Below are 18954 nucleotides of genomic sequence, written 5' to 3'. Positions count from 1 at the left end.
AGAGCCGGAAGGGTAGCTGCAAGCAGGACTGCGGTGTCGTTGCGGTCATGCAGTTTAGCGGCAACACAATCGTGCATCGCTCAAGTTTCGCGGCCTTCTCGCGGACTGATTTACCCTTGATTGACCCGTGAGTTGCCGGTGTTTAACCGGCGAAATGAGCCGGCGAAATGAGCCGGCGAAATGAGCCGACGAAAGCAACCGGCGAAATCATTGCCGACGCAGGAGCGCACATGACTCAACATCCTGGCAAACCTGCAGGTCTGTCCGACCCGCATGAACTCGATCTGTTCGAATTTGCGCGAAGTGGACGGCAGGCCGCGGGTGTCGTGCGCGTCTCGCAACTGCCGCGCATGTTAAACGAAGTCCCGGCAGAAGCGCCAGAGCGCGACACCGCGTTCACGTGGCAAGCCGAAGGGGCGACGCAGCCGGAATTGCAGGACGACGGCACCGAGGGGCCTCAACCTTATCTGAGGTTGGCGATCCACGGCGCTGCATGGCTCGAATGTCAGCGATGCATGACACCGTATTCGCAGGCGTTCAACGTCGACGCAACTTATCGGATCGTCAACACCGAGGCGGAAGCCGAAGAGTTTCCGCTCGACGAGGATGAAGTCGAAGTGATCGTGGGCTCACGCCAGTTCGATCTCATCGACTTGATCGAAGAAGAGTTGCTGCTTTCTTTGCCGCTCGTGCCCAAGCATGAGGTCTGTCCCGAGGTGCACGAAAGTCTCGTCTCGGGTGTGGCCGGTGCCGAAGGCGAAGGTGACGAAGCCGCGCTGGACGAGGCAGGCGAGGGCGATGAGCCCAAGCGGCCGAATCCGTTCGCGGCGCTCGAAAGTCTCAAGCGCGGCGAGCCGGGCGACAAGAAGCATTGAACAGTTGCATGGGAGCGCGATACGGGCGCATTGGCCATTCGGCCAATGGCGGACACCGGGTCGGGCTGTGTTAGAATTCGGAAAATTTTTAGGAGTTAGTCATGGCAGTTCAACAAAATAAGAAGTCGCCGTCGAAGCGCGGCATGCACCGTTCGCACGATTTCCTGACGGCAGCGCCGCTGGCCGTGGAACCGAGCACGGGCGAAGTGCATCTGCGTCACCACGTTAGCCCGAACGGCTACTATCGCGGCAAGAAAGTCGTCAAGACGAAGAACGACTAATCGTTTCACTGCGTTGCGCCAACTGGCGTTTCGCGTGGCGATCAGCTCGCTTGACATTTTCCCGGCTCGGCAAAAAGGCGGCATTCGTTTGCCGCTTTTTTGTGTCGATCGCAGTTGCAGCTTCAGCGCTTACTGCGATCTCATGCAGAGCGCCTGAAATTCGCCGCACTCCATGACAGTAAAGCTCACGATAGATTGCATGGGAGGTGACCACGGCCCGTCCGTGACCGTTCCCGCTGCCGTCAACTTCGTTCGTTCGCATCCCGACGCGCAATTGCTGCTCGTCGGCATTGAAACTGCGATTCGTGCGCAGCTGAAGAAGTTGAAGGCTCAGGACCTGCCGGCGCTGACGGTCGTGTCCGCTTCCGAGATCGTTGCAATGGACGACCCGGTCGAGGTCGCGCTGCGCAAGAAAAAAGATTCATCCATGCGCGTCGCGCTGAATCGCGTCAAGGAAGGCGAGGCGCAAGCCTGCATTTCCGCCGGCAATACCGGCGCACTCATGGCGGTTTCGCGTTATGTGCTGAAAACGCTGTCGGGAATCGAGCGCCCGGCAATTGCGTCCGCTTTGCCGAACCCGAACGGCTACACCATGATGCTCGACCTGGGCGCCAACGTCGACTGCGAGCCGCAGCATCTGCTGCAATTCGCGGAGATGGGGCACGCGCTCGTGTCGGCGCTGGAAGGCCGCGAGCGGCCCACCATTGGTCTCCTGAATATCGGCGAAGAAGTCATCAAGGGCAATGACACGATTAAGCGTGCCGGGGAGTTGCTGCGCGCGAGCACACTTAACTTCCACGGCAACGTAGAAGGCAACGACATCTTCAAGGGCACGGTCGACGTGATCGTGTGCGATGGTTTCGTCGGCAACGTGGCGCTCAAGACCTCTGAAGGCCTCGCGCAAATGCTGTCGAACATCATCAAGGAAGAGTTTGGGCGTTCGTGGCTTACCAAAGTGATGGCGGTGCTCGCGCTGCCCGTGTTGATGCGCTTCAAGAAGCGCGTCGATCATCGGCAATATAATGGTGCTGCGCTGCTCGGCCTGCGCGGACTGGTGATCAAAAGCCACGGTTCCGCCGATGCCTACGCGTTTGAGTGGGCTATCAAACGCGGGTATGATGCCGTCAAAAACGGCGTGCTGGAGCGCCTTGCGCAAGCGATGGAAGAGAACGCTGGTTCTCTTGAACAGGCGGCGCGCGACGCAAGCGGTGCGGGTCACGCAAGCCCCATCGCAGGCCAGCCGGCCGAGCCCTACGCTGCGCAATCCTCGAAGGCATAATGGCTCAATCGACAATTTATTCCCGCGTCCTCGGTACCGGCAGCTATCTGCCGCCCGCGCGCGTCACCAATCAGGACCTCGCTGAGCGTCTGGCGAAGCAAGGCGTCGAAACGAGCGACGAGTGGATCGTGGCCCGCACGGGCATCCATGCACGTCACTTCGCGGATCCTGATGTCACAACCAGCGACCTCGCGCAGTTCGCGTCGCTGCGTGCGATCGAAGCGGCGGACATCGACCCGCAATCCATCGATCTGATCATTGTTGCCACTTCCACGCCGGACTTTGTGTTTCCGAGCACGGCGTGCCTGTTGCAAAACAAGCTCGGCATCAAGAATCACGGCGCGGCGTTCGACGTGCAGGCCGTCTGCTCCGGCTTCGCTTACGCGGTGGCTATGGCCGACAGTCTGATTCGCGGCGGCCAGCATCGCACGGCGCTCGTCGTCGGCGCCGAGACGTTCTCGCGCATCCTCGATTTCAATGACCGCACCACATGCGTGCTATTTGGCGACGGCGCCGGCGCGGTGATCCTGCAGGCGTCGGACGAGCCGGGTGTGCTTGCGAGCGCATTGCATGCAGACGGCAGCCATTCGAACATTCTGTGCACGCCGGGTAACGTGAACGGCGGTGTGATCGCCGGTAGCGCGTTCCTGCATATGGACGGGCAGGCGGTATTCAAGCTGGCCGTGAATGTACTCGAAAAGGTCGCGGTCGAGGCACTCGAAAAAGCGAATCTTTCCGCCGATCAGATCGACTGGCTGATTCCGCATCAGGCCAACATCCGCATCATGCAGAGCACTTGCCGCAAGCTCGGCTTGCCGCAGGAACGCATGGTCGTCACGGTGGGCGAGCACGGCAATACGTCGGCTGCGTCCATTCCGCTCGCACTCGACGTCGCGGTCCGCGACGGTCGCATCAAGCGCGGCCAGAACGTGCTGATCGAAGGCGTCGGCGGCGGCTTCACGTGGGGCGCGTCGGTCATTCGCTACTAAGCGGGCCGACTTCACGCGGCGCTCTTCATGCGCCCATGCGTCGCGTGCTTTCGAGCCGCGCGCACCTCACATCTGACTAAATCGATTTTGGGGACGATATGAAATTTGCGTTCGTTTTTCCCGGACAGGGTTCGCAATCGGTCGGCATGCTCAACGCATTTGCCGACCATGCGGTTGTGCGCGAGACAGTTCAGGAAGCGTCCGACGCGCTGAATCAGGACATCGGCAAGCTGATCGCCGAGGGCCCGGCCGAAGATTTGAATCTCACCACGAACACGCAGCCGGTCATGCTGACCGCGGCCTACGCGATTTATCGCGCGTGGCAGCAGGCGGGCGGCCCCGCGCCGGCAATCGTCGCGGGTCATAGTCTCGGCGAATACACGGCGCTCGTCGCGGCCGGGGCAATCGCGTTTCGCGATGCCGTGCCGCTCGTGCGTTTCCGCGCGCAGGCGATGCAAACGGCGGTGCCCGTCGGCGAAGGCGGCATGGCGGCGATCCTCGGTCTGGACGACGACACCGTGCGCGCTGTTTGCGCCGAAGCGGCGGCCACGGGCGTCGTCGAAGCGGTCAATTTCAACGCGCCTGCTCAGGTCGTGATCGCGGGCCACAAGGCAGCGGTCGAAAAAGCCTGTGAAGTCGCGAAGGCGAAGGGCGCAAAGCGCGCGCTGCCGCTGCCGGTATCGGCGCCGTTCCATTCGTCGCTGCTGAAGCCCGCGTCGGATCAATTGCGCGAGTATCTGGCGAGCGTCAACGTTCAGGTGCCGTCGATTCCGGTCATCAACAATGTCGACGTCGCGATCGTGAACGAGCCGGCGCAGATCAAAGATGCGCTGGTGCGCCAGGCGGCCGGCGCCGTGCGCTGGGTCGAATGCATTCAGGCCATGGCGGCTCAAGGCGTCACGCACGTCGTCGAATGCGGGCCGGGCAAGGTCCTTGCGGGCCTCACGAAGCGTATCGACGGCAATCTGGTCGGCGCGTCCGTGTTCGATCCCGCTTCGCTCGAAGAAACGCTCAAGCTCGTTACGGCAGGCTGAGCGCTGCATCGCATAGACGGCAACAGGCATCAGCAATCAATCAGCCCTCCGAAGGGCATTCGGACCGACAGATGGAAAAGAATCTCGATAAGCAGATCGCAATCGTAACGGGCGCCTCGCGCGGCATCGGCCGCGCCATCGCTATGGAGCTCGCGCGCCAGGGCGCAACGGTGATCGGCACGGCAACCAGCGAAAGCGGCGCGGCGGCAATCAGCGAAGCGTTCAACGCGGCCGGAGTAAGCGGGCGCGGCGCGGTGCTCGACGTGAACGACGCGGCTGCTGCCGAAGCGCTGATCGAAGGCACGGTGAAGGAATTCGGTACGCTGCATGTGCTCGTGAACAACGCCGGCATCACGCAGGACCAACTGGCCATGCGGATGAAGGACGACGACTGGGATGCGGTGGTCGACACCAATCTGAAGTCGGTGTTCCGTCTGTCGCGCGCGGTGCTGCGTCCAATGATGAAGGCGAAGGGCGGCCGCATCATCAACATCACGTCGGTGGTCGGTTCGGCGGGCAACCCTGGGCAGATCAACTACGCCGCGGCGAAAGCGGGCGTGGCTGGCATGACTCGCGCGCTTGCACGCGAGATCGGCAGCCGTGGCATTACCGTGAATTGCGTGGCGCCCGGTTTCATCGATACAGACATGACGCGCACGTTGCCGGAAGAGCAGCAAACGGCGCTGAAAACGCAGATTCCGCTGGGCCGTCTCGGCAGCCCGGAAGATATCGCACACGCCGTCGCATTCCTCGCCTCGCCGCAAGCAGGCTACATCACCGGCACGACGATGCATGTGAACGGCGGAATGTACATGTCGTAACCAAATTCGGTTACTATCCGCGCCTTGATGCGTTTGCAAATGCGTAAGGCGCATGCCTTGACAGCAACCTGATGCGCCGCTTTTTTGCCGGGTCAAACCTGATAAAATGCGCGCACCTGTATTTTTGAACTTCTTTCCCTTGGAGGGGTAATGGACAATATCGAACAGCGCGTCAAGAAGATCGTCGCAGAACAACTGGGCGTGGCCGAAGCTGAAATCAAGAACGAAGCTTCGTTCGTGAACGACCTCGGCGCCGACTCGCTGGACACGGTTGAACTCGTGATGGCCCTCGAAGACGAATTCGGCATGGAAATTCCGGATGAAGAAGCCGAGAAGATCACCACCGTTCAGCAAGCGATCGATTACGCTCGCGCAAACGTCAAGGCCTAAGGTCATTCGCGCCTGCGTTTATGCGTTAGCGGCGTATGACGCCCTGCCGTGTCGGTTGCCGACGCCAGCGGGGTCGCCATTTTTTGCCGCGAGGTGTGCCGTGCAGGAGCCAGCGATGTTGACAGCGCATTCTTCAGCGCGATTGCCGACTTAACAGCCACAGGGTACACAGGTCAGGTTCCTGTGGCCGCTGTGGCTTTTGTTTTTGTCATCTATGAAAAAGGGGTTACCGTGAGCCGCCGTCGTGTTGTTGTTACAGGCCTGGGGCTGATTTCGCCTGTTGGCAATAATGTTGCCGACGGCTGGGCCAATCTGGTCGCCGGCAAGTCGGGTATTGCCAATATCACGAAGTTCGATGCGTCGAACTTCTCGACTCGTTTCGCCGGCGAGGTGAAAGGCTTCAATATCGAGGACTACATCCCCGGTAAGGAAGCGCGCCACATGGATACGTTCATCCATTACGGCGTGGCTGCTGGCATCCAGGCGATGCAGGACAGCGGCCTGGAAGTCACCGACGAGAATTCGGAGCGTATCGGCGTCGTGGTCGGCTCGGGCATCGGCGGTCTGCCGATGATCGAAGTCACGCAAACCGAACTGCTCAATCGCGGCCCGCGCCGCATTTCGCCGTTCTTCGTGCCGGCGTCGATCATCAACATGATCTCCGGGCACCTGTCGATCAAGTTCGGCATCAAGGGTCCGAATCTCGCCATCGTCACCGCGTGTACAACGGGTTTGCACTGTATCGGCGAGGCTTCGCGCCTGATCGAATACGGCGATGCAGACGTAATGATTGCGGGTGGTGCGGAATCGACCGTGTCGCCGCTCGGTATCGGCGGCTTTGCGGCGGCCCGCGCGCTGTCGCAACGCAATGACGATCCGGCGACGGCAAGCCGTCCGTGGGACAAGGATCGCGACGGTTTCGTGCTCGGCGAAGGCGCCGGCGTGATGGTGCTCGAAGAGTACGAACACGCGAAGGCTCGCGGCGCGAAGATTTACGCCGAAGTCGGCGGCTATGGGATGAGCGGCGACGCCTATCACATGACCGCACCGCTCGAAGACGGTGACGGCGCGCGCCGCTGCATGCTTGCGGCCATGAAGAACGCCGGCATCAATGCCGATCAGGTCAACTACCTGAACGCGCACGGCACGTCCACGCCGCTCGGCGATCTGGCTGAGACAACCGGTATCAAGCGGGCGTTCGGCGACCATGCCAAAGACATCGTCGTGAATTCGACCAAGTCGATGACGGGTCACCTGCTCGGCGGCGCCGGCGGTCTTGAGTCGGTGTTTACCGTGCTGGCTGTTCACCATCAGGTGTCTCCGCCCACGATCAACATCTTCAACCAGGACCCCGAGTGCGATCTGGACTACTGTGCCAACACTGCACGGGAGATGAAGATCGACGTCGCGCTGAAGAACTCGTTCGGGTTCGGCGGCACGAACGGTACGCTCGTCTTCAAGCGCGCCTGATCTCTCGCAACGGGTGACGCGCCAGCCAACGGCGCCGGCTTTGCCGGCGCTTTTCCGTGATACGGCCATCTTCGGAGGAACGTCGCAGCAAATCGTGCTGCGGCGTTCCTTCGCGATGCGCGTTGCGTTGGCTGCTTTCGTGGTGACGGCGTCGTGTGCGGTTTATAGCTGCATGGCGTCGTGGCTCACCGCATGGCAGGCGGTTCCGTTGACGCTTGCGGTGTTTGCGCTCCTTGCGCTTTGCGCGGTCAGGCACGACCGGGCGCAGCCAGCGGCGCTCAGAATGGGACGCGAGGGCATTTCTGTCTGGGGCCGGGCCGGAAATCTGCTCGTATACGGTCGGATCGCCGGCTGTGCGCACTGGAGCGACCGTTTGCTGGTGCTCGAAGTGACGCCAGACGAAGGTCGCCGTCAAACGCTTCTTGTTCCCGCCGACACTGTGCCGACGGCCGTTTTCCGCGAACTCGCGGTGCGCGGGCGGCGCCGCGCCGGCGCGTGACTGTAACGAAAGTAACCGCTGTTACCCGCGCGTCATGACCTCCGTAACGTGCCTCGTCGACGGGAACGCTACAATGGTGCCCCCGTCATGCGCCCCAAAGTTAACGGATTTATCAGGTGAGCGAAAAAGAAATTGATCAGGTGCTGGTCGAGCGCGTCCAGAAGGGCGACAAGGCCGCCTTCGAGCTTCTGGTCTCCAAATACCACCGCAAAATTCTCCGGCTAATCTCACGCCTCGTGCGCGACCCCGCCGAAGTAGAAGACGTTGCGCAAGACGCTTTTATCAAGGCGTATCGGGCGTTGCCGCAATTTCGCGGGGAATCGGCTTTTTATACGTGGTTGTACCGGATTGCGGTCAACACGGCAAAGAACTACCTTGCGACCCAAGGCCGGCGCGCGCCGACTTCGACCGAAGCAGATGCTGAAGAAGCTGAAACTTTCTCGGACGCCGACCAACTAAGGGATATCAACACGCCTGAGTCGATGTTGATGAGCAAGCAGATCGCTGAGACGGTCAATGCTGCGATGGCGGTTTTACCGGAAGAGCTGCGTACCGCCATTACTCTTCGTGAAATTGAAGGTTTGAGCTACGAGGAAATCGCTGAGATGATGGGCTGCCCAATCGGCACCGTCAGATCGCGAATTTTCCGCGCTCGCGAAGCCATTGCGGCAAAATTGCGTCCGTTGCTTGACACACCTGAAGGCAAGCGCTGGTAAGTCACTAGCGCGCCGAATGGGGCGCGGGTGCAATATCTGGATTAGTGGTGTCACTACGGGGTCTTTGTAAGATGGGGAGCATCATGGGGTCGGTCTCGATGCAATCGCAAGCCAGCTCGCGCGGCGAGCGTCTGTCCGCTTTTGTCGACGGTGAGCTGTTCGGCGAAGAGCATCTGAATCTGGACAAGTTTCTGTCCGAGCTGGACGGCGAAGATCGCGCCGCGTGGTCCAGCTATCACCTGATCGGCGACGCATTGCGTTCCGACGATCTCGCGGTCGGTTCCGCGGCGACCAGCGCATTCCTCAGCGGATTCGCCGCCCGGCTGGAAAGCGAGCCGCATTTACTCGCGCCGGCGGCGATACCGGTTACGCGCCGTCTGCTGGCGCTGCGTCGCCGCGTGGTGCCGGCCTTCGCGGTGGCCGCCGCGGCCGCCACGCTTACGTGGATCGTCGTGCCGCAGCTGCAGGGCGTACCCGGCGGGCCGGGCTCGACGCAGGTCGCTTCGGTTTCCTCGCACGGCGACGCAGTGCAAAAGGTTGCCATGGCGTCCGTGCCGGTGGCGCAAGACGCGAATATCATTCGCGACGCCGGTCTCGACCAGTATCTCGAAGCTCATCAGCAGTTCGCGCAGCAACCCGTCATGCCGGGCTCAATGCCGCTGATCCGCGCTGCTGCAGTCTCCACGCAAGGCCAATAGTTTGATGCAGACTCCGCGGTTGAATATAACGACTATCTGGGGGCGGCTGCCGGCATTTCTGTTCTGCGCAGCCGTGTTGTTGTCCGCTACACCGCGGGTTTTTGCACAAACCGACGACCCGCTCGTCGCCCGCCGCACCGCTGCCGATCTGCTGGATCGCATCCATCAGGCTGCGCAGCAACAGAACTACGAAGGCGCGTTTGTCTATCAGCGGGGCAATTTCGTCCAGACGTCGCGGATCGCGCACTATGCGACGAAGGCAGACGGCGAATTCGAACAGCTGGAAAGCCTCGACGGCAAGCCACGCAAGATGCTTCGTCACAACGAGGAGTTGTATACGTTCGTGCCGGAACGGCATTTGTGCGTTGTCGAAAAGCGCCAGAACAAAGACTCCTTCCCCGCGCTGCTTGCCATAAGCGGCGAGCAGGTCCTGTCGGTGTACGAGCCGAAACTGCTCGGCGACGACCGCGTTGCAGGCATCGAAAGTCAGGTCATCGAGCTCGATCCGAAAGACGCCTACCGATTCGCTTACAAACTGTGGGCCGACAAGAAAACCGGCCTGCTGCTGCGCGCACAAACGCTCGATCCAAGCGGTCAGGTGCTCGAACAACTGTCGTTCTCGCAGATTCGCATCGGCGTGCCCGTCGACAAGGCGGGCATTGTCAACGGTATTCGCAATACCGCGGGCTGGACGGTGGTGCATCCGCCTATCGAACCGGTCGATATGGCCGCGCAGGGCTGGCAGTTCGGCGTGACGGTGCCGGGCTTTCGCAAGATCCGTGAACTGCGCCGCCCAATGGCGGCGCGCGAAGCAGGCCAGCCCACCATTCCTGTGGATCAGGCCGTGTTCTCCGACGGTCTCGCCGCGATCTCGGTGTTCATCGAGCCGGTTGAAAACAACACGCGCAAGGAAGGCGCGGGCAGTACCGGTGCTACGCACGTACTAGTCAAGCGCCGCGGCGACTTCTGGATTACCCTGCTCGGAGAAGTGCCCCAGACCACGTTGCAGCAATTCGCGTCTGCCATAGAATACAAGGCTCCGAAGTAATCCTCCGAATCCTGAATCCCTCGGCTTCCTACGATATGACGACTTTCTCGGTGCGCAAATTCCTCGCGGCCGCGGTGGTGGCGGCATGTTTGCCGTTCGCACCGCATACGGCGTCAGCGGCCTCTGCAGCCAATCTGCCCGACTTCACCGACCTCGTCGACAAAGTCGGTCCGGCGGTCGTCAACATTCGCACGACCACGCGCGTGACGAACAGCGGTGCACGCGGCGGCTTGCCGCCCGGCATGGACGACGGCGACATGTCGGAGTTCTTCCGGCGCTTTTTCGGCATTCCGATGCCGCAGTCGCCGCAATCTCCCGGCGCGCCGCGCGGCGGGGACAATGGCGGCCATGGCGGCAGCGGCGGTAGTGGTGGCAGCCAGGACACGCCGGACAGCAACGATCCTGAACAGAACAGCGGCGTCGGCTCGGGCTTCATCCTGTCGGCGGACGGCTACGTGATGACCAACGCGCACGTGATCGACGACGCGGACACCATTTACGTCACGCTCACCGACAAGCGCGAATTCAAGGCGAAACTGATCGGCGTGGACGATCGCACCGACGTCGCGGTCGTGAAGATCAGCGCGGCGAATCTGCCGACCATCACCATCGGCGACTCGAACAAGGTTCGCGTGGGCGAGTGGGTGGTCGCAATCGGCTCGCCGTTCGGGCTCGAAAACACGGTGACGGCCGGCATTGTCAGCGCGAAAGGGCGTGACACGGGCGACTATCTGCCGTTCATCCAGACCGACGTGGCCGTCAATCCGGGCAATTCGGGCGGACCGCTCATCAACATGCAGGGCGAAGTGATCGGCATTAACTCGCAGATCTACAGCCGTACCGGCGGCTTTATGGGCATTTCGTTCGCGATTCCGATCGACGAAGCGATGCGCGTGGCCGACCAGTTGAAAGCGTCCGGCAAGGTGGTGCGCGGCCGGATCGCGGTGGCGATCGGCGAAGTGACCAAAGACGTCGCTGATTCGCTCGGTCTGCCGAAGTCGCAGGGCGCGCTTGTCAGCAGCGTCGAGCCGGGCGGTCCGGCGGACAAGGCAGGCGTGCAGCCAGGCGACATCATCCTGAAGTTCAACGGTCATTCGGTCGATACGGCTACTGACTTGCCGCGCATGGTCGGCGATACCAAGCCGGGCACGAAGGCGACCATTACGGTCTGGCGCAAGGGCCAAACGCGCGAGTTGCCGGTCACGATCGCAGAGATGCAGCCGGACAAGACCGCAAAGGCCGATCAGCGCAAGCCGCAGGCGCCGAAGCAGCGGGCCACGAATGCGCTCGGCCTGGCCGTCAGCGACATCCCGTCCGATCAGCTGAAGGCGCTGAAACTGCGCAACGGTGTGCAGATTGACGCCGCGGACGGTCAGGCGGCACGCGTCGGCCTGCAAAAGGGCGACATCATCCTGCGTGTGGGCGACACGGATATCACGAGCGCGAAGCAGTTCGACGAACTGACCTCGCATCTGGACTCGCAGAAGATGGTCGCACTGCTGGTGCGTCGCGGCGAGAACACCCAGTTCGTGCCGATTCGCCCGCGCAGCGCTCAGAAATGACAACGGTGGCGCCGCTCACGCTTTATTCGCGCGCGTGGTGCCACTTGTGCGACGACATGCGCGCCGCGCTCGAGCCCTTGCTGGCCGAGTTCGGCGCGCAAGTAGAAGTCATCGACGTCGACAGCGATCCCTCGCTCGAAGCCCGATACAACGAGCTGGTACCCGTTCTGTTGTGCGACGGAATCGAGCTTTGTCACTACCGTCTCGACGAATCGCGGGTGCGTGAAGCGTTGGCTGCCCGCACCGCTGCGGCCTCCTGAGCCGGTCTTTCGTCGAAGGTCTCTGCATCCAGGCCCTGCAAGATCCGCCGGGCACCGGCCTTTTCGGCTAAAATAGATAAGTTTTTCACCTACTTACAAGGCGTGCTCCGCTATTGTCCGAGCGCGCCTTTTTTGCTTGATCGGCACTGAATGGATCATATTCGTAACTTCTCGATCATTGCGCACATCGACCATGGCAAGTCGACGCTTGCCGATCGCATCATCCAGATTTGCGGCGGTTTGTCCGACCGCGAGATGGAAGCTCAGGTGCTCGACTCGATGGACCTCGAGCGCGAGCGCGGCATCACTATCAAGGCACAGACTGCGGCCCTGACCTATCGCGCCCGCGACGGCAAGGTCTACAACCTGAACATGATCGACACGCCGGGGCACGTCGACTTCTCGTACGAAGTCAGCCGCTCGTTGTCCGCGTGCGAAGGCGCGCTGCTGGTTGTCGACGCAAGCCAGGGCGTGGAGGCGCAAACAGTCGCCAACTGCTACACGGCAATCGAACTCGGCGTCGACGTCATTCCGGTGCTCAACAAGATCGATCTGCCGGCCGCGAATCCCGAGAACGCAATCGCGGAGATTGAAGACGTAATCGGTATTGACGCAACCGACGCCACGCATTGCAGCGCCAAGACGGGCCAGGGCGTGGAAGACGTGCTCGAAGCGTTGATCGCCAAAGTGCCGCCGCCGAAGGGCGATCCGGAAGCGCCGTTGCAGGCGCTGATCATCGACTCGTGGTTCGACAACTACGTCGGCGTCGTGATGCTCGTGCGTATCGTCAACGGCACACTGCGTCCAAAGGACAAAATCCGCATGATGGCGACCGGCGCGCAGTATCCGGTCGAACACATCGGCGTATTCACGCCGAAGTCCAAGAACCTCGAATCGTTGTCGGCGGGGCAGGTGGGTTTCATCATCGCCGGCATCAAGGAATTGGCCGCGGCGAAGGTGGGTGACACCGTCACGCTGGTGAACGCGCCTGCTGCCGAGCCGTTGCCGGGCTTCAAGGAAGTGAAGCCACAGGTGTTCGCCGGCCTCTATCCGGTCGAAGCGAACCAGTACGACGCGCTGCGCGACTCGCTTGAAAAGCTGAAGCTGAACGACGCATCGCTGCAGTACGAGCCCGAAGTTTCGCAGGCGCTCGGTTTCGGTTTCCGTTGCGGCTTCCTGGGTCTGCTGCACATGGAGATCGTACAGGAACGTCTCGAACGCGAGTTCGACATGGACCTGATCACCACGGCGCCGACCGTCGTGTACGAAGTCCTGCAACGCGACGGCACGACCATCATGGTCGAAAATCCGGCCAAGATGCCGGAGCCCTCGAAGATCGAAGAAGTGCGCGAGCCGATCGTCACCGTGAACCTGTACATGCCGCAGGATTACGTCGGTTCGGTGATCACGCTGTGTACGCAAAAGCGCGGCAACCAGATCAACATGCAGTATCACGGCCGTCAGGTGCAGTTGACCTACGAGATCCCGATGGGCGAGGTCGTGCTCGATTTCTTCGACCGGCTGAAATCGATCTCGCGTGGTTACGCGTCGATGGATTACGAATTCAAGGAATATCGTGCGTCCGACGTGGTAAAGGTCGACATGCTGATCAACGGCGACAAGGTGGACGCGCTGTCGGTCATCGTGCACCGTTCGCAGAGCCAGTACCGCGGCCGCGAAGTCGCGGCGAAAATGCGCGAACTGATTCCGCGCCAGATGTACGACGTTGCGATTCAGGCCACGATTGGCTCGAACATCATCGCGCGCGAAAACATTAAAGCATTGCGTAAGAACGTGCTGGCAAAATGCTACGGCGGCGATATCTCACGTAAGAAAAAGCTGCTGGAAAAGCAGAAGGCAGGCAAGAAGCGAATGAAGCAAGTGGGGTCCGTCGAGATTCCGCAAGAGGCTTTCCTCGCCATCCTGCGTGTCGAAGACAAATAAGACGAACAACGGAACCCTATGAATTTTGCGCTGATTCTTTTTGTGCTCGTCGTTTTGACGGGCGTCGCATGGGTCGCAGACAAACTGGTGTTCATGCCGCAAAGGCGGCGCGCGGCGGAAGCCGCGGTCGCTGAGTTCGACCGTCAGCAGGCACGTATCGGTGAGCGTTTCGCCGACGAAAACGCCGCGCAGACGCGCGCGCGTCTGCGTGACGACAAGCTGCGCCAACCGTGGTGGCTCGAATATTCCGCGAGCTTTTTCCCGGTGATTCTGGTGGTTTTCGTGGTGCGCTCGTTTGTTGTCGAGCCTTTCAAGATTCCGTCTGGCTCAATGGTGCCAACGCTGCTGGTCGGCGACTTCATCCTAGTCAACAAATTCGATTACGGTATCCGGCTGCCGATCGTCAATACGAAAATCACAGAGGGCCGGCCGCTTCAGCGCGGCGACGTCGTGGTGTTCCGCTACCCGAAAGACGAGTCGGTCGACTATATCAAGCGCGTGATCGGCTTGCCGGGCGACACGGTTGCGTATCAGGACAAGCAGCTCACGATCAACGGCAAGCCGGTGCCTGAAACGCCGCTGCCCGATTATCTCGACGAGGAGCGTCTTGGCTACGCGAAACAGTTCGAGGAAAACCTCGACGGCCGCAAGAACGCAATTTTGAACAATCCTGCGGTGCCGCCGTTTATCGTCGGCGCAGAAGATTATCCGTATCGCGACAACTGCACATACAACGCGCGCGGCGTGATTTGCAAAGTGCCGCCGGGCAATTACTTCATGATGGGCGATAACCGCGACAACAGCGCCGACAGCCGTTATTGGGGTTTTGCGCCGGACAAGAATATTGTCGGCCGCGCGTTTTTCATCTGGATGAACTTCAGCAATCTCAAGCGCATCGGCTTGTTCCAGTAAGTTTTTCGCCGACTGCATGACGTGCTGCGAACGTGATCGCTTAGCAAAGATCAGCGATCACGTGAACGACCCTGCGGGCGCCCGCGCGTTATCGCTACATAAAGTCCTCTAACGTCGCTTCACACGCTTTTCCCGTCGGGCCGGCCGCGTTTTCGCCCGGCCCGGCGCCCGCGTTATACTCTGCCCATGCCCTCATCTCCGTTGGAAAGCCGTCTGCGCTACGAATTTCGCAATGCGGAATTGCTGCGCCAGGCTTTAACACACCGCAGTCACAGTTCCACGCACAACGAACGGCTCGAATTTCTAGGCGATTCCGTTCTGAATTGCGCGGTGGCTGCGCTTTTGTTCCAACGTTTCGGGAAGCTGGACGAAGGCGACCTGTCTCGCGTTCGCGCTAATCTGGTCAAACAGCAATCGCTTTACGAAATCGCTCAGGCCCTGAATATCTCCGAAGGACTTCGGCTCGGGGAGGGCGAACTGCGCAGTGGCGGCTTCCGTAGGCCGTCAATCCTTGCTGACACGCTCGAAGCGGTGCTGGGTGCAGTGTTCCTCGACGGCGGTTTCGAAGCCGCCCAGACGGTCATTAAGCGGCTCTACGTGCCGATCCTCGATCACATCGACCCGCGTACGCTCGGCAAAGATGCGAAAACGCTTTTGCAGGAATATCTGCAAGGTCACAAGATCGCGTTGCCCACGTACACCGTCGTGGCTACGCATGGTGCGGCGCACAATCAGCAATTCGAGGTTGAATGTACGGTGCCGAAGCTGGACGTGAAGGTTTCTGGCTCGGGCGCCAGTCGGCGCGCGGCTGAGCAGGCCGCGGCCAAAAAAGCGCTCGACGAGGTCCTCGCCGCCGCGCCTGCCGTCGTCGGCAAGTCGAAGCGCTCAAAAGGCGCCCGGGCCGCGAAAAACGTCGAGCTTGAGATCGTTCCCGGCGTGACTGGCGTTCAGACCGCGCTCGACCTGCGCAGCCCGGATCGTAAGAGCGAGCGTGGCGCGGCGAGAGGAGAACCGCGGGTAACGTCCGGAACAGAGCCCGCAGCGGAGCGCAGCGCGTTGGCGACTGCGGTTGCGGCTGCGCCGCTGGCGGTGATTCGCGCGGCGCACGTCGAGTACAGCGCCCCTGAAAGAGTCGAACGTGGCGACAAGGGCGAGCGACTGGAGAAAGCCGACAGGGCGGAAAAGTTCGAGAAATCGGACCGAGCCGTAGCGCAGTCTGGCGAAAAATCGGCGGAAAGATCAGCAGGGGACAAGCCGGCGGACAAACTGGACGCGAAGTCGGCCGAGGCCAAGCCAGCAGAGTCAAAAACCGCCGACCCGAAAACCGCCAGCGCCTCGTCCGCAGACCTGAAGCCGGTCGACCCGAAGCCCACCGACCCAAAGGCAGAGTCCGCCGTCCGCAACGTAGACAAACCGCCCCGCGGTCGCGAGCCGGCGTCCGACGCCGTATCGCCCGTGACGAACGCTGGGGCCCCCACCGAAAACGAACCCGGCGTAGCCGACGCGGTACAAACGCGCGTCGCCGACGCGGGCCATTGATTGCCCCGGTGCGCCACCCGAGCGCGTCGATCCGAAACTGCCGTAGCCCAATATGAACGCTCCCACTCCCACTGGTTTCCGCTGCGGCATGGTCGCGATCGTCGGTCGCCCTAACGTTGGCAAATCCACGCTGATGAACGCGCTGGTCGGCCAGAAAGTCAGCATTACGTCGCGCAAGGCGCAGACTACGCGCCATCGCATCACCGGCATCCATACGCTCGAAGACGTCCAGTACATTTTCGTCGACACGCCCGGTTTTCAGACCAAGCACAGCGGCGCGCTGAACCGTTCGCTGAACCGCGCGGTGACTTCTACGCTGACTTCCGTCGATGCGATCCTGTTCGTGATCGAAGCCGGCCGTTTCGGCCCGGACGATCAGAAAGTGCTCGACCTGATTCCGCCTTCCGTACCCACGCTGCTGATTGCAAATAAGCTCGACCGTGTGTCGGATAAAGACTCGCTGTTTCCGTTCATGCAGCAGGTGAGCGCGCTGCGCCAGTTCAGCGAGATCGTGCCGCTGTCGGCCAAGAACCCGGACGACATCAAGCGCCTGATGGCCACCGTCAAGCCGTATCTGCCGGAAGGCGCACCGATTTACGGCGAAGACGATCTCACTGATCGCAGCGAGCGCTTTCTCGCGGCCGAGATTCTGCGCGAGAAAGTTTTCCGTTGGACCGGCGACGAACTGCCGTACACGAGCACCGTGCTAATCGACAAGTTTGAAACCGAAGGACGCCTGCGCCGCATCTTCGCGACGATCCTCGTCGAGCGCGACACGCACAAGGCCATGATCATCGGCCAGAAGGGTGCAAAGCTGAAGCAGATCAGCACCGAGGCGCGCCTCGACATGGAGAAGCTGTTCGACGGACCCATCTATCTGGAAACCTTCATCAAGGTGAAGAGCGGTTGGGCCGACAACGAAGCAGGACTTCGTGCGTATGGGTACGAATGACGCGTGGGTCACGCTGAATTCCGACACGGATCCGGACGACTCGGAGCCGGCTGCGCCGTCACGCGAGCCGTCAAAACCGGCTCGCTCCAGCCGCAAATCTTCCACTAAAAGCACCTCCGACACCGGCCCCGATGACGCGCCTCGCAAGGCGCCGGCTCGCCGGTCCTCACGCGGTTCCGCATCGGCTTCCGAATACCGGATCGCCGAGCAGCCCGCCTTCGTTCTGCACAGTTATCCGTATCGTGAGACGAGTCTGATCATCGACGTGTTGTCGCGCGATCACGGTCGCCTCGCGCTCGTCGCCAAGGGCGCGAAGCGTCCGCACTCCGCGTTGCGCGGCGTGCTGCAGACGTTCCAGCCACTCGCGCTGTCGTGGTCCGGCAGAGGCGAGGTACGTACACTGACCGGCGCCGAGTGGGTGGGCGGCATGCTGCCTTTGACAGGCGACGCGCTGCTGTGCGGCTTCTACGTGAATGAACTCCTCGTGAAGTTCTGCGCGCGCGAAGATCCGCATCCGCAACTGTTCCATCACTATGTCGTCACCATGACGCGTCTCGCGCACGACGAGCCACCGGTCCAGGTGCTGCGTTCGTTCGAGCGCGTGTTGCTGCGCGAAACAGGTTACGCGATGGCGCTCGATCGCACCGTCGCGCGCAAAGCGGTGGAAGCCGGCAGCCGCTATGTGTTCGATCCGGAGCGCGGCGTGCGCGAAGCATCCGACGATCTGCCGTCGCAGTGGCCGGTGATTGCAGGTCAAACCTTGCTCGATATGGAAAAGGACGATTACCATCGGGCGCAGACGGTGGCGCAAAGCAAAACGCTGATGCGCTTTCTGCTCAACACTTATCTTGGCGGCACGCCGCTCGCGACGCGCCAGATCCTGATCGACTTGCAGAACTTATGAGCTTCTTTCTAACGTCGCCGAATGTGATTGATCTCGGCGTGAACATCGATCACGTCGCCACGCTGCGCAACGCGCGCGGCACTTCGTACCCCGACCCGATCCGCGCCGCGCTGATGGCCGAGGAAGCCGGCGCCGACGTCATCACGCTGCATCTGCGCGAAGATCGCCGCCATATCGTGGACGCCGATGTGCGCGCGCTGCGCCCGCTGCTCAAGACGCGGATGAACCTCGAATGCGCGGTCACGCAGGAGATGCTCGACATCGCCTGCGAAGTCAAACCGCATGACGTTTGCCTCGTGCCGGAAAAGCGCCAGGAATTGACGACAGAAGGCGGTCTGGACGTCGCCGGTCAGTTCGAGGCCGTGCGCGCTGCGTGCAGGCAACTGGCCGACGCGAACTCACGCGTGTCGCTCTTCATCGATCCGGACGAGACGCAGATCCGCGCAGCGCACGAAGCCGGCGCACCGGTAATCGAACTGCACACCGGACGTTATGCCGAGGCGCACGATCCAGCCGAACAACAACGCGAATTCGAGCGCGTGGTTCGCGCGGTCGAATTCGGCGCGACGCTCGGTATCAAGGTGAACGCGGGCCACGGCCTGCACTACACGAACGTCCAGCAGATCGCGGCGATCGACGGCATCGTCGAGCTGAATATCGGTCACGCGATCGTCGCCCATGCGATTTTCGCGGGCTGGGACAACGCGGTGCGCGAGATGAAGGCGATCATGGTCGCCGCCCGTCTCGGCGCACGTGCGTAACGCGTAAGGGCCGGCCCCCT

At 61.4% G+C, this 18954-nt stretch carries 20 protein-coding genes; all 20 read left to right on the top strand.

Going from position 1 to position 18954, the window contains the following annotated elements; all coding sequences use genetic code 11:
* The first annotated feature begins 230 nt into the window (after positions 1 to 230).
* The 20 genes from SB753_RS12860 to pdxJ all read left to right on the top strand — a co-directional run bounded on the left by SB753_RS12860 (position 231) and on the right by pdxJ (position 18934).
* Positions 231 to 875: a DUF177 domain-containing protein gene (locus SB753_RS12860; protein WP_204522245.1), complete on the top strand. Its 645-nt coding sequence runs from the start codon at positions 231 to 233 to the stop codon at positions 873 to 875.
* A 101-nt stretch (positions 876 to 976) separates the two neighbouring features.
* Complete coding sequence (gene rpmF, locus SB753_RS12855; protein WP_006051932.1) at positions 977 to 1156, top strand: 50S ribosomal protein L32; 180 nt, start codon at positions 977 to 979, stop codon at positions 1154 to 1156.
* 172 nt (positions 1157 to 1328) lie between these two features.
* Entirely contained in the window at positions 1329 to 2435 is a 1107-nt protein-coding gene (plsX, locus tag SB753_RS12850; RefSeq protein ID WP_027776481.1) for a phosphate acyltransferase PlsX, read from the top strand.
* Positions 2435 to 3424, top strand: coding sequence for a beta-ketoacyl-ACP synthase III (locus tag SB753_RS12845; RefSeq protein WP_087752810.1), 990 nt, complete (start codon positions 2435 to 2437; stop codon positions 3422 to 3424). Before plsX ends, SB753_RS12845 begins: the two co-directional genes overlap by 1 nt.
* A gap of 98 nt (positions 3425 to 3522) precedes the next feature.
* Positions 3523 to 4458 (top strand): ACP S-malonyltransferase, encoded by a 936-nt coding sequence (fabD, locus tag SB753_RS12840; RefSeq protein ID WP_020069386.1) that lies wholly within the window; start codon positions 3523 to 3525, stop codon positions 4456 to 4458.
* A 71-nt stretch (positions 4459 to 4529) separates the two neighbouring features.
* Positions 4530 to 5279, top strand: coding sequence for a 3-oxoacyl-ACP reductase FabG (fabG, locus tag SB753_RS12835; RefSeq protein ID WP_288826029.1), 750 nt, complete (start codon positions 4530 to 4532; stop codon positions 5277 to 5279).
* 150 nt (positions 5280 to 5429) lie between these two features.
* Complete coding sequence (gene acpP, locus SB753_RS12830) at positions 5430 to 5669, top strand: acyl carrier protein (RefSeq protein ID WP_004197638.1); 240 nt, start codon at positions 5430 to 5432, stop codon at positions 5667 to 5669.
* Between the two features lie 231 nt (positions 5670 to 5900).
* Positions 5901 to 7139: a beta-ketoacyl-ACP synthase II gene (gene fabF, locus SB753_RS12825; RefSeq protein WP_020069388.1), complete on the top strand. Its 1239-nt coding sequence runs from the start codon at positions 5901 to 5903 to the stop codon at positions 7137 to 7139.
* Positions 7140 to 7236: 97 nt separating this feature from the next.
* Positions 7237 to 7638 carry a protein YgfX gene (locus tag SB753_RS12820; RefSeq protein ID WP_410800521.1) on the top strand — a complete coding sequence of 134 codons (402 nt, stop codon included), beginning with the start codon at positions 7237 to 7239 and terminating at the stop codon, positions 7636 to 7638.
* Between the two features lie 116 nt (positions 7639 to 7754).
* Positions 7755 to 8354, top strand: coding sequence for an RNA polymerase sigma factor RpoE (gene rpoE / locus SB753_RS12815; protein WP_006051939.1), 600 nt, complete (start codon positions 7755 to 7757; stop codon positions 8352 to 8354).
* Between the two features lie 83 nt (positions 8355 to 8437).
* The gene (locus SB753_RS12810; RefSeq protein ID WP_410800358.1) at positions 8438 to 9052 is read left to right on the top strand and encodes a sigma-E factor negative regulatory protein; all 615 of its coding nucleotides are present in this window, start codon (positions 8438 to 8440) and stop codon (positions 9050 to 9052) included.
* Positions 9053 to 9056: 4 nt separating this feature from the next.
* The gene (locus SB753_RS12805) at positions 9057 to 10100 is read left to right on the top strand and encodes a MucB/RseB C-terminal domain-containing protein (RefSeq protein WP_410800357.1); all 1044 of its coding nucleotides are present in this window, start codon (positions 9057 to 9059) and stop codon (positions 10098 to 10100) included.
* 35 nt (positions 10101 to 10135) lie between these two features.
* Positions 10136 to 11662: a DegQ family serine endoprotease gene (locus SB753_RS12800; protein ID WP_020069392.1), complete on the top strand. Its 1527-nt coding sequence runs from the start codon at positions 10136 to 10138 to the stop codon at positions 11660 to 11662.
* Entirely contained in the window at positions 11659 to 11922 is a 264-nt protein-coding gene (locus tag SB753_RS12795) for a glutaredoxin family protein (protein ID WP_087752808.1), read from the top strand. Before SB753_RS12800 ends, SB753_RS12795 begins: the two co-directional genes overlap by 4 nt.
* A 150-nt stretch (positions 11923 to 12072) precedes the next feature.
* Positions 12073 to 13866 (top strand): translation elongation factor 4, encoded by a 1794-nt coding sequence (lepA, locus tag SB753_RS12790; protein ID WP_020069394.1) that lies wholly within the window; start codon positions 12073 to 12075, stop codon positions 13864 to 13866.
* Between the two features lie 18 nt (positions 13867 to 13884).
* Positions 13885 to 14778: a signal peptidase I gene (lepB, locus tag SB753_RS12785; RefSeq protein WP_204522241.1), complete on the top strand. Its 894-nt coding sequence runs from the start codon at positions 13885 to 13887 to the stop codon at positions 14776 to 14778.
* Positions 14779 to 14964: 186 nt separating this feature from the next.
* Positions 14965 to 16317, top strand: coding sequence for a ribonuclease III (gene rnc, locus SB753_RS12780; protein ID WP_204522240.1), 1353 nt, complete (start codon positions 14965 to 14967; stop codon positions 16315 to 16317).
* A gap of 52 nt (positions 16318 to 16369) precedes the next feature.
* Positions 16370 to 17269: a GTPase Era gene (gene era / locus SB753_RS12775; protein WP_027804855.1), complete on the top strand. Its 900-nt coding sequence runs from the start codon at positions 16370 to 16372 to the stop codon at positions 17267 to 17269.
* Positions 17256 to 18173, top strand: coding sequence for a DNA repair protein RecO (gene recO / locus SB753_RS12770; RefSeq protein ID WP_087752805.1), 918 nt, complete (start codon positions 17256 to 17258; stop codon positions 18171 to 18173). The genes era and recO overlap by 14 nt, the downstream gene beginning before the upstream one ends.
* Entirely contained in the window at positions 18170 to 18934 is a 765-nt protein-coding gene (gene pdxJ, locus SB753_RS12765) for a pyridoxine 5'-phosphate synthase (RefSeq protein WP_020069399.1), read from the top strand. Before recO ends, pdxJ begins: the two co-directional genes overlap by 4 nt.
* Positions 18935 to 18954 lie beyond the last annotated feature (20 nt).

The sequence above is a fragment of the Paraburkholderia sp. SIMBA_053 genome, from assembly GCF_046534895.1.
In the GTDB taxonomy this organism is placed as follows: domain Bacteria; phylum Pseudomonadota; class Gammaproteobacteria; order Burkholderiales; family Burkholderiaceae; genus Paraburkholderia; species Paraburkholderia caledonica.
The sequence above is the reverse complement of the archived record's forward strand: the minus strand, read 5'-3'. Positions and strand labels throughout refer to the sequence as shown.